Source organism: Azotobacter salinestris (assembly GCF_009363155.1).
Classification (GTDB): Bacteria; Pseudomonadota; Gammaproteobacteria; order Pseudomonadales; family Pseudomonadaceae; genus Azotobacter; species Azotobacter salinestris.
Map to the genome: position 1 here is coordinate 1,969,297 of NZ_CP045302.1, position 15,864 is coordinate 1,985,160.

At 67.6% G+C, this 15,864-nt stretch carries 12 protein-coding genes; 7 read left to right on the plus strand and 5 right to left on the minus strand.

Annotated elements, in window-relative coordinates:
• The first annotated feature begins 67 nt into the window (after positions 1–67).
• From GCU53_RS09255 to selO, 3 genes are all read left to right on the plus strand, one after another.
• Positions 68–1,816 carry a potassium/proton antiporter gene (locus tag GCU53_RS09255; RefSeq protein ID WP_152387353.1) on the plus strand — a complete coding sequence of 583 codons (1,749 nt, stop codon included), beginning with the start codon at positions 68–70 and terminating at the stop codon, positions 1,814–1,816.
• A gap of 80 nt (positions 1,817–1,896) precedes the next feature.
• Entirely contained in the window at positions 1,897–5,259 is a 3,363-nt protein-coding gene (mscK, locus tag GCU53_RS09260) for a mechanosensitive channel MscK (RefSeq protein WP_152387354.1), read from the plus strand.
• 59 nt (positions 5,260–5,318) lie between these two features.
• The gene (gene selO, locus GCU53_RS09265; RefSeq protein ID WP_152387355.1) at positions 5,319–6,782 is read left to right on the plus strand and encodes a protein adenylyltransferase SelO; all 1,464 of its coding nucleotides are present in this window, start codon (positions 5,319–5,321) and stop codon (positions 6,780–6,782) included.
• A gap of 115 nt (positions 6,783–6,897) precedes the next feature.
• Here selO and GCU53_RS09270 read toward each other — a convergent pair whose 3' ends face one another.
• A complete protein-coding gene (locus GCU53_RS09270; protein WP_152387356.1) occupies positions 6,898–7,230 on the minus strand; it encodes a DnaJ family domain-containing protein in 333 nt (110 codons plus the stop codon).
• Positions 7,231–7,421: 191 nt separating this feature from the next.
• Between GCU53_RS09270 and GCU53_RS09275 the strand changes: the two genes are divergently transcribed.
• The 3 genes from GCU53_RS09275 (at position 7,422) to GCU53_RS09285 (ending at position 9,862) form a co-directional block, all read left to right on the plus strand.
• Positions 7,422–8,399 (plus strand): sulfite exporter TauE/SafE family protein, encoded by a 978-nt coding sequence (locus tag GCU53_RS09275; RefSeq protein WP_152387357.1) that lies wholly within the window; start codon positions 7,422–7,424, stop codon positions 8,397–8,399.
• A 111-nt stretch (positions 8,400–8,510) separates the two neighbouring features.
• The gene (gene trxC / locus GCU53_RS09280; RefSeq protein ID WP_152387358.1) at positions 8,511–8,945 is read left to right on the plus strand and encodes a thioredoxin TrxC; all 435 of its coding nucleotides are present in this window, start codon (positions 8,511–8,513) and stop codon (positions 8,943–8,945) included.
• A 101-nt stretch (positions 8,946–9,046) separates the two neighbouring features.
• Positions 9,047–9,862, plus strand: coding sequence for a universal stress protein (locus GCU53_RS09285; RefSeq protein WP_152387359.1), 816 nt, complete (start codon positions 9,047–9,049; stop codon positions 9,860–9,862).
• A gap of 197 nt (positions 9,863–10,059) precedes the next feature.
• Here GCU53_RS09285 and GCU53_RS09290 read toward each other — a convergent pair whose 3' ends face one another.
• Together GCU53_RS09290 and GCU53_RS09295 are read right to left on the minus strand one after the other, a co-directional pair.
• A complete protein-coding gene (locus GCU53_RS09290) occupies positions 10,060–10,830 on the minus strand; it encodes a ParA family protein (RefSeq protein WP_152387360.1) in 771 nt (256 codons plus the stop codon).
• 69 nt (positions 10,831–10,899) lie between these two features.
• Positions 10,900–11,826, minus strand: coding sequence for a LysR family transcriptional regulator (locus tag GCU53_RS09295; protein ID WP_152387361.1), 927 nt, complete (start codon positions 11,824–11,826; stop codon positions 10,900–10,902).
• A gap of 130 nt (positions 11,827–11,956) precedes the next feature.
• On the opposite strand from GCU53_RS09295, the gene GCU53_RS09300 reads away from it, so the two are divergent.
• The gene (locus tag GCU53_RS09300) at positions 11,957–13,198 is read left to right on the plus strand and encodes an MFS transporter (RefSeq protein WP_208845463.1); all 1,242 of its coding nucleotides are present in this window, start codon (positions 11,957–11,959) and stop codon (positions 13,196–13,198) included.
• A 54-nt stretch (positions 13,199–13,252) separates the two neighbouring features.
• Here GCU53_RS09300 and hemE read toward each other — a convergent pair whose 3' ends face one another.
• Together hemE and GCU53_RS09310 are read right to left on the minus strand one after the other, a co-directional pair.
• Positions 13,253–14,320, minus strand: a complete 1,068-nt coding sequence (hemE, locus tag GCU53_RS09305; protein WP_152387363.1) for a uroporphyrinogen decarboxylase — start codon at positions 14,318–14,320, stop codon at positions 13,253–13,255.
• Positions 14,321–14,431: 111 nt separating this feature from the next.
• Positions 14,432–15,853, minus strand: coding sequence for an FAD-dependent oxidoreductase (locus tag GCU53_RS09310; RefSeq protein WP_152387364.1), 1,422 nt, complete (start codon positions 15,851–15,853; stop codon positions 14,432–14,434).
• Positions 15,854–15,864: the final 11 nt, after the last annotated feature.

Here is a 15,864-nt window from a genome sequence, read left to right on the forward strand (position 1 = left end):
ATCCGTTGGCACGCCCAATGCATATATGCGTGGACCCTTCTGCCGGCCGCCCTGGAGACCCCCTGTTTTGGATGCCGCCACCATCAACACCCTGTTCCTGATCGGCGCGCTGCTGGTGGGCTCCAGCATCCTGCTCAGCTCCCTGTCCACGCGGCTCGGCATCCCGATCCTGGTGATCTTCCTCGGCGTGGGCATGCTCGCCGGGGTCGATGGCATCGGCGGCATCGTCTTCGACGACTATTCCCTGGCGTTTCTGGTCAGCAACCTGGCGCTGGCGATCATCCTGCTCGACGGCGGCATGCGCACCCGCGTGGCCACCTTCCGCGTCGCGCTCTGGCCGGCGATGTCGCTGGCCACCCTGGGCGTGGCGGTCACCTCCGGCCTGACCGGGCTGGCCGCCGCCTGGCTGTTCGACCTCAGCCTGCTGCAGGGCCTGCTGATCGGCGCCATCGTCGGCTCCACCGACGCCGCGGCGGTGTTCAACCTGCTCAACGGCAAGGGCCTCAACGAGCGGGTCGGCGCCACCCTGGAGATCGAATCGGGCAGCAACGATCCGATGGCGGTGTTCCTCACCGTGACCCTGATCGAGATGCTCGCCTCCGGCCAGACCGGCTTCGGCTGGGGCGTACTGCTCAGCCTGGTGCAGCAGTTCGGCATCGGCGTCGCCCTGGGGCTCGCCGGCGGCTGGCTGCTGCTGCAGCTGATCAACCGTCTCGACGTGGCCGACGGCCTCTATCCGCTCTTGGCGGTCAGCGGCGGCATCATGATTTACGCCACCGCCGGGGCGATCGGCGGCAGCGGCATCCTCGCCGTCTATGTCTGTGGCCTGCTGATGGGCAACCGGCCGATCCGCAACCGCTACGGCATCCTGCACATGTTCGACGGCCTGGCCTGGATCAGCCAGATCGGCATGTTCCTGGTCCTCGGCCTGCTGCTCACGCCCAGCCAACTGCTGCCCATCGCCCTGCCGGCGCTGGCCCTGTCGCTGTGGATGATCCTCGTCGCCCGTCCGCTGTCGGTGTTCCTCGGCCTGCTGCCGTTCCCCAACTTCTACCTGCGCGAGCGGCTGTTCATCTCCTGGGTCGGCCTGCGCGGCGCGGTGCCGGTGATCCTCGCGGTCTTTCCGCTGATGGCCGGGCTGCCCCAGGCGAACCTGTACTTCAACGTGGCCTTCTTCATCGTGTTGGTATCGCTGCTGCTGCAGGGCACCACCCTCGGCTGGGCGGCGCGCAAGGCCCGGGTCGAGGTGCCGCCCTCGCCCACGCCGATCTCGCGGATCGGCCTGCAGATCCACCCTACCAGCCAGTGGGAGCTGTTCATCTATCGCCTGAGCGCCAGCAAATGGTGCGTCGGCGCCGCCCTGCGCGACCTGAAGATGCCCGACGGCACGCGCATCGCCGCGCTGTTCCGCGGTCGGCAACTGCTCCACCCGTCCGGCAGCACCCGCCTGGAGGTCGGCGACCTGCTCTGTGTGATCGGCCACGAGGAGGACCTGCCGAGTCTCGGCAAGCTGTTCAGCCAGCCCCCGCAGCGCGGCAAGGACCTGCGCTTCTTCGGCGATTTCGTGCTCGAGGGCGATGCCGAGCTGTCCGCCCTGGCGGCGCTCTACGGCCTGAAGCTCGACGGCATCGATGGCAACCAGTCGCTCGGCCGCTTCATCGCCGGCCTGATCGGCGGCCATCCGGTAGTCGGCGACCAGGTGGAATGGAACGGCCTGACCTGGACCGTGGCCGATACCGAAGGCGACCGGGTGCGCAAGGTCGGCCTGAGGTTCCCCGAGGACGGCAGCCGCCACGGTCCCACCCTGTTCCTCTGAGGCTAGCTCGTCGGGCAGGCATGCGAAAAAGCCCTCGTTTGCTACACTGGGGCCTTTTTCAGCCGAAAGACCCAGACGCCATGACTGTTTCGCGTTCCCTGTTCAGCGTTCTTCTTCTCGCGCTTTGCCTTCATATTCCCGCTCTTCAAGCCGCCGAGCCGCCCAGCCGCAAGGCCGTGCAGACCAGCCTGGACGGCCTGGCCGAGCGCAAGCTGCCGGAGGCCGACCAGGCCACCGTCAAGCAGCAGCTCGAGCAGAGCCTCGTCCAGCTCGACCTCCTCGACAAGAGCCGCCAGGCCATGGACGAGCTCAAGCGCCGGCTGGCCGCCGCGCCGCAGCAGATCAAGACCTCCCAGCGCGAGCTGGAAAGCCTCAAGGAGGCCGCGCAGAAGCCGGTGACCGCACCGAACGGCAACACTCCGCTGCCGCGGCTGATGGACCAGCTGACCACCCGCAACAGCCAGATGGCCGAATGGCAGCAGGCCCTGAACGAGGCCAACAGCCTGCTGGTCAGCTCGCAGACCCGCCCGGAGCGGGCACAAACGGAAATTGCCGCGAACCAGGCCCGCATCCTGGAGATCAACGCCCTTCTCAAGAGCGGCAAGCAGGACGGCAAGCCGCTGACCACCGAGGGCCGCGGCCTGCTGGAGGCCGAACTCGCCGCCCTGGAAGCCAAGACCGCGCTGCGCCGCCAGGAACTGGCCGGCAACAGCCAGCTCCTCGAGCTGGGCACCAGCCAGCGCGATCTGCTGCAGGAGCGCATCCAGCGCCTGACCAAGGAGATCGCCGCCCTGCAGGCGGTGATCAACGAAAAGCGCATGGCGCTGTCCGAGGAAACCTTCGCCGAGCTTTCCCGCAATGCCAGCGCAGCCGGCTCCGACAGCCTGCTGGCCAAGGAAACCGCGGCCAACCTGAAACTGTCCGACGCCCTGCTGCGTACCACCGACCGTCTCAACGAGCGGACCCGGCAGAACCTGGAAACCAAGCACACCCTGGACAGCCTCAGCCAGAACGAGCAGGCCCTCGAGGAGCAGATCGAGGTCCTGCGCGGCAGTCTGCTGCTGGCCAAGATCCTCCTGCAGCAGAAGCTCGCCCTTCCCCAGGTGCAGAGCGACGGCCGCCTCGCCGACGAAATCGGCGACATCCGCCTCTACCAGTTCGAGCTGGGCCAGAAGCGCAGCGAGATCAGCGACCCCGAGGCCTACGTCGATCGCTTGCTGGCCAAGCAGACGGCAGAAGGGGAAGCGTCGGTCGATCCGCAACAACTGCGCAGCGGCCTGCTGGAGCTGGTGAGCAGCCGCAGCGACCTGATCGAGCGCCTCGACCGCGAGCTCAACGCCCTGCTCAACGAAGAGATCACCCTGCAGCTGAACCAGAAGCAGCTGCTCGATACCGCGAAAAAGGTGGAAGCCACCCTGGAAGAGCAGCTGTTCTGGATTCCCAGCAACAAGCCGCTCGACCTGGACTGGCTGAAGACCGCGCCGCAGCGCCTCCAGGAGCAGGTCGCCGGCACCTCCTGGAAGACCATCCTCGAGGACCTGGGCGCCGGCCTGATCCAGCGTCCCTGGATCTTCCTGCCGCTGCTGCTGCTGATCGGCCTGCTGCTCTGGCAGCGCGGAGCCATCAACCGCAAGCTCGAGGCGCTGCACGCCGACATCGGCCACTACCGCCGCGACAGCCAGCGGCACACCCCGCTGGCCCTGCTCTTCAACCTGCTGCTGGCGCTGCCCGGCACCCTGTTCCTCGCTCTCGGCGGCTATACCCTGCAGATGGACGCCCGCGGCCAGAACGCCTACCTGGGCGCCGCGCTGAACGACATGGCGCTGGCCTGGCTGGTGCTCTACAGCACCTACAAGATCCTCTCCCCCGGCGGCGTGGCCGAACTGCACTTCGGCTGGGCCCGGCCGCAGGTCGCCTTCCTGCGCAAGCAGATGCGCCGCTTCACCATCGTGGTGCTGGCCCTGGTCGGGGTAGTCGGCTTCGCCCGCAACCAGCCGGGCGCGCTGGACAACGACGTGCTCGGCATCCTCGTGCTGCTGTCCGGCTATGCGCTGATGGCCTGGCTGCTGGGCAAGCTCCTGCTGCGCGGCCCCGCCAGCCAGAACGCCTCGCCGATCAACCTGCTGATCGGCCTGCTGTTCACCGTGCTGCCGATCGGCCTGATCCTCGGCCTGGTGCTCGGCTACTACTACACCGCCCTGCGGCTCAGCGACCGCCTGGTCACCACTCTCTACGTGCTGCTGTTCTGGGCACTGATCGAGGCCACCGTGGTGCGCGGCCTGTCGGTCGCGGCGCGTCGCCTGGCCTACCAACGCGCCCTGGCCAAGCGCCAGGCGGCTGCGGCGGAAGGCAGCGAGACAGGCGAGACGACCAAGGAGGAACCGGTACTCGACATCGAGCAGGTCAACCAGCAGTCGCTGCGGCTGATCCGCCTGGTCCTGTTCGGCGTGCTGCTGAGCGCCCTGTACTGGGTCTGGGCCGACCTGCTCTCGGTGATCGACTACCTGGACAACATCGTGCTCTATGAATTCGCCAGCGAAGCCGCCGGCGCCGCCAGCCTGGTGCCGATCAGCCTGCGCGACGTGCTGGCCGCCCTGCTGATCGGCACCGTCACCGTGGTCCTGGCGCGCAACCTGCCGGGCCTCTTGGAGATGCTGATCCTCTCGCGCCTGCAGTTGGCCCAGGGCAGCTCCTACGCCACCACCACCCTGCTCTCCTACGCCATCTACGGCTTCGGCCTGGTCACCGCGCTGTCCATCCTCGGGGTCAGCTGGGACAAGCTGCAGTGGCTGGTCGCCGCGCTCTCGGTGGGCATCGGCTTCGGCATGCAGGAGATCATCGCCAACTTCATCTCCGGCCTGATCATCCTTTTCGAACGTCCGGTGCGCATCGGCGACACGGTGACGGTCGGCGGGGTCAGCGGCTGGGTGAGCCGGATCCGCATCCGCGCCACCCACATCATCGATGCCGACCGCAAGGTGGTGGTGGTGCCGAACAAGACCTTCATCACCAGCCAGTTGATCAACTGGACCCTGAGCGACACCGTCACCCGTCTGGTGCTCAAGGTCGGCGTCGGCTACGGCTCGGACCTGGACCTGGTGCGCGAGCTGCTCTACAAGGCCGCGCGGGAGAACCCGCGGGTGCTGCGCGACCCGGAGCCGCTGGTGCTGTTCCAGACCTTCGGCGAGAGCACCCTGGACCACGACCTGATCGTCCACGTGCGCGAACTGGCCGACCGCGGCCGCGCCACCGACGAGATCAACCGGCGCATCGACGAGCTGTTCCGCGAGCACCACATCGACATCGCCTTCCGCCAGGTCGACGTGTTCGTCAAGAACGCCAAGGGCCAGGAGCAGTTGCTCAAGAGCGGTGAAGTCCAGGCGGCCATTGGCGCCGCGGTGGACAAGCCGGCCACCTTGCCCGCACCGGCGGGCAAGGTGTGATTCCACCGGCGAGCGCGCATGCTATGGTGAGCGGATCCAGGTAGTGCCGGAGGATCGTCGTGAAACACCTGAGCGAGCTCACCTTCGACAACCGCTTCGCCCGCCTCGGCGATACCTTTTCCACCGCGGTGACGCCGCTCCCCATCGCGTCGCCGCGGCTGGTGGTGGCCAGTCCCGCGGCGCTGGCGCTGCTCGATCTCGCCCCGGCCACGGTGGACGATCCGCAGCTCGTCGCGTTCTGCTCCGGACAGAGCCCCTGGCCCGGTGCCGAACCGCGCGCCATGGTCTACTCCGGCCATCAGTTCGGCTTCTACAACCCCCAGCTCGGCGACGGCCGCGGCCTCCTGCTCGGCGAGGTGATCAATGCGGCCGGCGAACGCTGGGACCTGCACCTGAAGGGCGCCGGCAAGACCCCCTACTCGCGGATGGGCGACGGCCGCGCCGTGCTGCGCTCGTCGATCCGCGAATTCCTCGCCAGCGAGCACCTGCACGCCCTCGGCATCCCCAGCTCGCGGGCGCTCTGCGTGACCGCCTCGGACACCCCGGTCTGGCGGGAAACCGAGGAGCGCGCCGCCACGCTGCTGCGCCTGGCCCCCAGCCACGTGCGCTTCGGCCATTTCGAGTTCTTCTACTACACCCGCCAGCATGAGGCCCTGCGCCAGTTGCTGGACTACGTCATCGGCGAGTACTTCGCCGACTGCCTCGAACACCCCGAGCCCTACCGGACCTTCTTCGACCGGGTGCTGGAGCGCACCGCGACGCTGCTCGCCCACTGGCAGGCCTACGGCTTCTGCCACGGGGTGATGAACACCGACAACATGTCGATCCTCGGCATCACCTTCGACTACGGTCCCTACGCCTTCCTCGACGACTTCGACCCGGGCCTCGTCTGCAACCACTCCGACGATACCGGCCGCTACGCCTTCGACAACCAGGTGCCCATCGCCCACTGGAACCTTTCCGCGCTGGCCCAGGCGCTGACCCCCTTCGTCGACAGGGATGCCCTGCTGGACAGCCTCAAGCGCTTCCTGCCGCTGTTCCGCGGCGCCTGGCTGGAGCTGATGCGCCGCCGCCTCGGCCTCACCACGGCGGAAGCGGACGACCGCGAGCGGATACAGCGCCTGTTGCAGCTGATGCAGGGCAGCGCGGTGGACTACAGCGGCTTCTTCCGCGAGCTGGGCGACAGCCCGGCAGCGGCCGCCCTGCGCGGCCTGCGCGAGGACTTCGTCGACCTGGCCGGCTTCGACGCCTGGGCCGAAGACTACCTGGCGCGCCTCGCCCGCGAGGGCGAGCCGGACGAGGCGGCCCGATGCGCGCGCATGCATGCCGTCAATCCGAAGTACATCCTGCGCAACTACCTGGCCCAGCAGGCCATCGAGGCGGCGGAACGCGGCGACTACGGTCCGGTCCGCGAACTGCACGCCGTGCTCTCGCGCCCCTTCGACGAGCAGCCGGGCATGGAGCGCTACGCCGAACGCCCGCCGGAATGGGGCAAGCACCTGGAGATCAGCTGCTCGTCCTGACCTGTTCAACGACGCGTCGCACTGTCTGCCGGAGGCTTTCACGATACCTCGGGAAAGAAGCGCTCCAGCAGCCCAAACCTCGCCTGACCCGACAAGCTCGACAAAGCGGGGCGCCTCAGCCCTGCCCCAACTTGCACAGCGCCTCCAGACGGAAGGCGATGTCCTGCTCCAGCTCGGCCAGCTGGCGCTGCAGGCGCAGGCGCAGGCGGGTGGGCTCGTCGCCGGCCGCCGCCAGGCTGGCGCGCAGGCTGGCACGTTGCTGGAACAGCTCCACTTCCGCTGGCGGCACCCCAGCGCTCTTCAGGATCTGAAAGGCCATGCGCAACCCGGGCGGGGTCTGCAGCCAGGCCTCGTCAATCACCAGCGGCTTGCCCGCGCCGGCGCGCAGCTGACCGGCGGCCATCGCCCGGGCCAGTTGGCGGCCGATCTCGTCATCCAGTGCTTTCATGACGCCTCCTGCCGATCGTGACGCAAAGCCCTAGGATGCCGCACGCCGGACGAGGCAGGCAATCAGGCGCATTTAATCCTATTTTGCATATAAACCTTCTCAAACATTCTTAGACTATCTAAAAAAAGCCGCTTATCTTTGCGGCGGCTTCACTTTTGCCTGTTCTACCACCCACTGCCAGGCGCAACTGCATGAAAATCCGCGATCTCGATCTCAGCCCAAGTCTGCTCAACGCGGAGCACCAAGCACTGGGATTACCCCCCGTAGAAGACTTCGTTTCGCACCCGGACAACCACCCTGTCCTGCGCGCAGCCATGTGGGCGGCCGCGCTGATCCTGGCCGGGTTGGTGGTATTTCTCACTTGGCGCCTGTTCTTCGGTGACAACGGCGGCATCACTGGTCTGGAGATCATCGAGCAGACCCTGGCCAGCCAGACCTTCTGGAGCGCCGTTGCTGTTGGCTTCTTCGCGCAAATAATCGATGGCGCGCTGGGCATGGCCTACGGCATCACGGCCACCACCTTCCTGCTCAGTGCCGGCGCCTCGCCGGCGGCGGCCAGCGCCAGCGTACACATCGCCGAGGTATTCACCACCGGGATATCCGGTATCGCTCACGTCAAGCTGGGCAACGTCAACAAGTCGCTGTTTCTGCGCCTGTTGCTGCCAGGGATCATCGGCGCAGTACTCGGCGCCGTGCTGGTCACCCAGCTCGACGGCAAGGTACTCAAGCCTTTCATTTCCGCCTACCTGCTACTGATGGGCCTGTACATCCTGAGCAAGGCGTACCGCCATGTGATCCAGCGCAAAGCGCCCAAGCATGTGGCCAAGCTGGCCCTATTCGGTGGTTTCGTCGATGCCGCCGGTGGCGGTGGCTGGGGGCCGGTGGTCACCAGCAGCCTGCTCGGCTCCGGCAGCGACCCGCGCACGACGATCGGTTCGGTCAACTTCGCCGAGTTCTTCCTGACCCTTTCCAGCGCCACCTCGTTCATCCTGCTGGCCGGGCAGCCGGATACCTGGAAGCTGGTCGCCGGCCTGGTGTTCGGCGGCCTGTTCGCCTCTCCATTCGCTGCCCTGCTGTGCAAGAAGCTGTCGGCCAGAACCCTGCTGACCATCGTTGGCTGCCTGATCACCTTGATCAGCGCTTACAACATCTATATCGGCCTGACCTGAAGCACGGAGCCCCGCAGCCCCTCCGCTGCCACCGAATCCACTCGGCGGCAGCCTCCCTTGATTTTCCCGCCCGCGGCTCCAGATAGGTAACGAACGCCTCCGGAGCCCACCATGACCGACGCCCTGCTGATTCCCTGCCCGCACTGCCACAGCCTCAACCGCATTCCCGCCGCACGCCTGGACGAGGCGCCGCATTGCGGGCGCTGCAAGAGTCCCGTGCTGCCCGGCAAACCCTTCGCCGTCGACGCCGCCGGCTTCGCTGCCCAGCTCAAGGGCGATCTGCCACTGCTGCTGGATGTCTGGGCCGACTGGTGCGGGCCGTGCAAGGCCTTCGCGCCGACCTTCGAGCAGGCCGCCCGGGAGCTGACGGGGCGGGTACGCCTGGCCAAGCTGGACAGCGAGACCGAACCGCAGCTGGCCGGACAGCTGGGTATCCGCTCGATTCCCAGTCTGATTCTGTTCAGGGCTGGCCGCGAAGTGGCCCGCCAGAGCGGCGCCCTGCCGCTTCCGCAGCTGCTCGCCTGGCTGCGCCAGCAGGGCGTCTGAAGCGTCGCCAGCGTCACATCAAGGCTGCGGCAGGTTTGCCGCAGGTCAAGGCCGGGCTCCCGGCTTGCCGCCAGACTGAGGCCCCCTCAGGAGGAAGCGCCATGGCCAAGCATATTCTGATCGCCCATGATCTCAGCCCCGAAGGCGATATCGCCCTGCGTCGTGCTATCCAGCTCGCCGGTCAGTTGCAGGCACGCCTGACCCTGCTGCACGTGGCCTCCAGCCAGCCCTCGCCGGCCCTGCTCGCCCGGCTGCGCAGCGCCGAGGAGCAGACCCTGGCCCACCATCTGCAGGGCCAGCCGGCCCTGGACGTGCAGTTGCGCCTGGAGGTGGGGCCCCACCCCGCCGAACTCATCCTGCAGTACATCAGCCTCGGCAGCTGCGACCTGCTGGTGCTCGGCAGCCACCACCGGCAACCCACCGAGGGTTTCGCCGGCAGCGTGCAGGAGCGCATCCTGCAGGCCAGCCCGGTTCCCGTGCTGGTCGCGATCGACCCGGCCGCCGCGCCCTACGAACGCGCCCTTGCCGCCATCGACTTTTCCCCCTGCGCCAGCCGCGCCCTGCGTGCGGCCTGGCAGCTGCTGCCGCCCGGCGCACAGCTCAGGGCCCTGCACGTGCAGGAGGTCGCCGCCATCCACGCCGCGGACAATCCGGACGAGCAGGCCTTCCAGCAGTCGCTCTTCGAGCGCTTCATCGGCGCCGAATTCACCGCCCTGCCACCGCGTGCCGTGCAGTTCAGCCATGGCTTCCAGAGCGGCGAGCGGCAAGCCTGCCTGGACGCCGCGATCGCCAGCCAGCGCGCGCAACTGCTCGCCCTCGGCGGGCACAGCCGCGACGCCCTGAGCGAGCGGCTGCTCGGCAGCCTGACCCGCTACTATCTGGACACCCCGCCCTGTGACCTGCTGGTGATGCGTTAGGGCCTGTTGGCACTACTCCACGCGGCCGCGACGGAGCCCGTTTTTGCGCGGGGTTAGGCGCGAGGAGAGAAGTTTGGTCATTCCAAACGAACGGCGAGCAACGACGCACCGCGCAAAAACAGGCCCGTCCCTGCGGGTGGGGCCGCCTAGGTTGCGCGGCAACGCGGCTCGCGGAGAGTAGTATCAACAGGCCCCGGTCAGTCGGCCGACTCCAGCAGGTCGTGCAGCGCGACGAACTGGCGGGTCAGCCTGTGCTTCGGTTCCAGATGGATCAGCGGCGTGCAGGCCTGGTGCGACTCGCGCATCTTCACCGAGCTGCCGAGATACACCGGCAGCACCGGCAGCGACTCGGCGATCAGTTCGTCGAGCATGCGCTGGGGCAGCGCCGCCTGCGGCAGGAACTGGTTGACCACGATGCCCTCGACCCGCAGGTGTTCGTTGTGGTCCTCGCGCAGCTCGTCGATCTCGGCGAGCAGGGCGTACAGCGCCAGGCGCGAGAAGCTGTCGCAGTCGAAGGGAATCAGCACGCGGTCGGCAGCGATCAGTGCGGAAACCGTGTAGAAATTCAGCGCCGGCGGCGTATCCAGATAGATCCGCTCGTAATCGCCGCCCAGCTCGTCGAGCAGTCTGCGCAGACGGGTGATCTTGTGCTTGGCCTCCAGCTTGGGCTGCAGGTCGGCCAGCTCGGCCGAGGCGGTGACCAGGTCGAGGTTGGCGAAGGGCGTTTCGATCACCTTGACCTTCGGCCGCTTGCCCACCCCGCCGGTGAGCACCTGCTTGAAGAAGTCGGCGATGCCCAGCGGAATGTCCTCGCCGCAGAAGCCGCTGAGGTAGTGGGTGGAGTTGGCCTGGCTGTCGAGGTCGACCAGCAGGGTGCGGTAGCCCGCCGCCGCACTCACCGCCGCCAGATTGCAGGCGATGCTCGACTTGCCGACCCCGCCCTTCTGATTGAACACCACGCGCCGCATGCTGCCGTCTCCTTCCGCCCGGTCTGCTGAAGATTCAGCATTTAACCCCATTTCCGTCGGCGCGTGCGCTTATCCCTTGGTGGTTGGCCGGGGCGGCTGCGCCTCGCGCGCCTCCCGCTCGAGCAACTCGGCAAAGCGCCGCACCAGCGGCGAGGCCTCGTCCCGCCGGCGCACCAGCCACACCGCGGTGCTGGCGCCCGGATCGAGCAGGGTGCGGCAGACCACGCCGTCGATGCGCATGCGGCTGAAGGAGGCCGGCAGCACGGTGACACCCAGGCCGGTGGCGACCAGGCCGATCAGGGTCATGGCCTCGCTAGCTTCCTGCACGATGCGCGGGATGAAGCCGGCGGCTCGGGCCAGACCGAGCAACTGGTCGTAGAGCCCGGTGCCGAAGCTGCGCGGGAAGAACACGAAGGGCTCCTCGCCCAGCTCGGCCAGTTGCACCCCAGCGGCGCAACCGCCGGCCAGTCGGTGGCCGACCGGCAGGACCACCACCAGGGGCTCGGCGAACAGCTCAAAGGCCACCAGCTCCTCCGGCAGGGGCGCCAGAGGGCGCAGCACGCCGACCTGCAGCCGTCCCTCGTGGACCGCCTCGGCGACCCCGCGGCTGCTCAGCTCGCGCAGATCCAGATGCACCTCCGGGCAGGCTTGGCGGAAGGCGCGGATCGCACGCGGAATGGTCGAAGTGAAGGGCGCCGAGGAGGTGAAGCCGACCTTCAGCTCGCCCAGCTCGCCACGCTGGGCACGCCGGGCCACGGCGACTGCCTGCTCCAGTTGGGCCAGCACCTGGCGCGCCTCGGGCAGGAACAGCCGGCCGACCTCGCTGAGCATCACCCGGCGGTTGGTGCGCTCGAAAAGGCGCGCGCCGAGCTCCTCTTCCAGAGCCTGGATCTGCTGGCTCAACGGCGGCTGGGAGATGCCCAGCTGTTCGGCGGCGCGTCCGAAGTGCAGCTCCTCGGCGACGGCGATGAAGTAGCGCAGGTGACGGAGTTCCATGGCGGCCTCATTGATTCGCAATACATATCAAATCAGTCGAACAATATATTGGAACCCAGAATATCGCCTCACTTATCCTGATCGGCATCCGCCGGACCGCCGGCCGGCCATCGCCCGCACCGAGGTCGAGATGAACACCCTTGCCGTCCAGCCCGCCCCCGCCAGCCTCGCAGCCGCTCCCCAGACCGAAAAGGGCACGGCGCAGTTCCGCCGCACCAACTGGGCGCTGTTCGCCGGCGGCTTCGCCACCTTCGCCCTGCTCTACTGCGTGCAGCCGATGCTGCCGGCACTCTCCGCCGCCTTCTCGCTGAGTGCGGCGCAGAGCAGCCTGGCGCTGTCGATCTCGACCATCACCCTGGCGGTCGGCCTGCTGCTCACCGGCCCGCTGTCCGACGCCATCGGCCGCAAGCCGGTGATGGTCGCGGCGCTGTGTGCGGCGGCGCTGCTCACCCTGCTCGGTCCGCTGATGCCCAACTGGCATGCCCTGCTGCTGATGCGCGCGCTGGTCGGCCTGTCGCTCAGCGGCCTGGTGGCGGTGGCGATGTCCTACCTGAGCGAGGAGATCCATCCCCAGCATCTGGGCCTGGCCATGGGCCTGTACATCTCCGGCAATGCCCTGGGCGGCATGAGCGGACGGCTGCTCAGCGGCGTGCTGCTGGATTTCTTCTCCTGGCAGGTGGCGGTGGCCGCCCTCGGCGGCCTGGCGCTGCTCGCGGCACTGGTGTTCTGGCGTCTGCTGCCGGACTCGCGGCATTTCCGGGCGACGCCGCTGAGCTTCGCCAACCTGCTCCAGGGCCTGCGTCTGCACCTGTCCGACCGAGGCCTGCCCTGGCTGTTTCTCGAGGCCTTCCTGCTGATGGGCGGCTTCGTCACCCTGTTCAACTACATCGGCTACCGCCTGCTCGAGCCGCCCTACGAACTGAGCATGAGCCTGGTCGGCCTGCTCTCGGTAGTCTATCTGTCGGGCACCTACAGCTCGACCCAGGCCGGAGCGCTGGCCGACCGTCTGGGCCGGCATCGGGTGTTCTGGCCGGCGATCCTGCTGATGTTGGGAGGGGTCCTGCTGACCCTGTTCGGCTCGCTGGGCGTGATCCTGGCCGGCATGCTGCTGTTCGCCTTCGGCTTCTTCGCCGCCCACTCGTTGGCCAGCAGCTGGGTCGGCCGCCGCGCCCTGCAGGCCCGCGGCCAGGCTTCGTCGCTGTACCTGTTCAGTTACTACGTCGGCTCCAGCGTGGCCGGCACGGCGGGCGGCCTCTTCTGGCAGCACGCCGGCTGGATCGGCGTCGGCCTGTTCATCGCCGTCCTGCTCAGCCTCGCCCTGCTCGTAGCCCTGCACCTGTCGCGCCTGCCACCGAAGCAGTCGCCAGCCTGAGCCCCTGAAACGCAAAAGCCCGATCGGTCGATCGGGCTTCGATTCAGGCGCGGATCACTGGTGATAGCGTGCGGACAGCTCGTGCACCGCCTCGAAGAAGGCGCCGGCATGGGCCGGATCGACCTCGGGGGTGATGCCGTGGCCGAGGTTGAACACATGCCCCGTGCCCTTACCGTAGCTGGCGAGGATCCGTGCCACTTCGGCGCGGATTGCCGCCGGGTTGGCATAGAGCACGCTCGGGTCCATGTTGCCCTGCAAAGCCACCTTGTCGCCGACGCGGGCGCGGGCGCTGCCGATATCGCAGGTCCAGTCCAGGCCCAAGGCTTCGGCGCCGCTCTCGGCCATGGCCTCGAGCCACAGACCGCCACCCTTGGTGAAGAGGATCACCGGCACGCGCCGGCCTTCGTGCTCGCGAATCAGGCCGTCGACGATCCGGCGCATGTAGGCCAGGGAGAACTCCAGGTAGGCTGCCGACGACAGGCTGCCGCCCCAGGAGTCGAAGATCTGCACCGCCTGGGCGCCGGCGCGGATCTGTCCGTTGAGGTAGGCGGTGACCGACTGGGCCAGCTTGTCGAGCAGTGCGTGCATGGCCTGCGGGTTGTCGTAGAGCATCGCCTTGGACTTGCGAAAGTCCTTGCTGGAGCCGCCCTCGACCATGTAGGTGGCCAGGGTCCAGGGGCTGCCGGAGAAGCCGATCAGCGGCACGCGGCCGTTCAGCTCGCGGCGGATGGTGCGCACCGCCTCCATCACGTAGCCCAGGTCCTGCTCGGGATCGGGCACCGGCAGGGCTTCGATGTCCGCCAGGCTGGAAACCACCTTGCGAAAGCGCGGCCCCTCGCCGCTCTCGAAGTACAGGCCCTGGCCCATGGCATCGGGAATGGTGAGGATGTCGGAGAAGAGGATCGCCGCATCCAGCTGCGGATAACGGTCCAGGGGCTGCAGGGTCACCTCGCAGGCCAGCGCGGGATTCATGCACAGACTCATGAAGTCGCCCGCCTTGGCCCGGGTCGCCCGGTATTCCGGCAGGTAGCGGCCGGCCTGGCGCATCATCCACACCGGAGTGACGTCGACGGGTTGCTTGAGCAGGGCGCGGAGGAAGCGGTCGTTCTTCAGGACAGTCATGGCAGGGTTCCAGCGAGAGAGTGCCGAACATTTTCGCAAAGCCCAACGCAAAAGGCACGGCGAGTGCCGTGCCTTCTTGCTGCCCGATGCCTGCGGCGTGCCGCGGTCGTCTCAGAGGCCCAGGTAGTCGAGGATGCCCTCGGCCGCCTGGCGGCCTTCGTAGATCGCCGTGACCACCAGATCGGAGCCGCGCACCATGTCGCCGCCGGCGAAGATCTTCGGGTTGCTGGTCTGGTGCTTGAACTCGTTGTCGTGCAGCGGCGCGATCACCCGGCCCTGGCTGTCGGTCTTGATCTGCAGCTCCTCGAACCAGGGCGCCGGGCTCGGACGGAAGCCGAAGGCGATCACCACGGCATCGGCCGGGAGGATCTCCTCGGAGCCGGGAATCGGCTCGGGGCTGCGCCGGCCGCGGGCATCCGGCTCGCCGAGACGGGTCTCGACCACCTTGACGCCTTCCACCTTGTCCTCGCCGACGATGGCGATGGGCTGGCGGTTGTAGAGGAACTTCACGCCCTCTTCCTTGGCGTTCTTCACCTCGCGGCGGGAGCCCGGCATGTTCTCCTCGTCGCGGCGGTAGGCACAGGTCACGCTCTTGGCGCCCTGGCGGATCGAGGTGCGGTTGCAGTCCATGGCGGTGTCGCCGCCGCCCAGCACCACCACCTTCTTGCCCTTCATGTCGATGAAGTCTTCCGCGGACTTCTCGAAGCCGAGGTTGCGGTTGACGTTGGCGATCAGGAAGTCCAGCGCGTCATGCACGCCCGGCAGGTCCTCGCCGGGGAAACCGCCCTTCATGTAGGTGTAGGTGCCCATACCCATGAACACCGCGTCGAAATCGTCGAGCAGCTGCTGCATGGTCACGTCCTTGCCCACCTCGGTGTTCAGGCGGAATTCGATGCCCATGCCCGCGAACACCTCGCGGCGCCGGCTCAGCACGCTCTTCTCGAGCTTGAACTCGGGAATGCCGAAGGTCAGCAGGCCGCCGATTTCCGGGTTGCGGTCGAACACCACCGGGGTCACGCCGTTGCGCACCAGGATGTCGGCGCAGCCGAGGCCGGCCGGGCCGGCACCGATTATCGCGACACGCTTGCCGGTCGGGGTGACCTTGGACATGTCGGGACGCCAGCCCATGGCGAAGGCCGTGTCGGTGATGTACTTCTCCACCGAGCCGATGGTTACCGCGCCGAAGCCGTCGTTCAGGGTGCAGGCGCCCTCGCAGAGACGGTCCTGCGGGCAGACCCGGCCGCAGACTTCCGGCAGGGTATTGGTCTGGTGCGACAGCTCGGCGGCCGCGAGGATGTTGCCTTCGGAGACCAGCTTCAGCCAGTTCGGGATGAAGTTGTGCACCGGGCACTTCCACTCGCAATACGGGTTCCCGCAACCGAGGCAGCGATGCGCCTGATCCTGGGCCTGCTGCGGCTTGAACAGGTCGTAGATCTCGACGAACTCCCGCTTGCGCTGGCGCAGCAGCTTCTTCTTCGGATCCTTGCGCCCGACTTCGATGAACTGGAAGTCGTTGTTCAGACGTTCAGTCATTTCAAAACCTC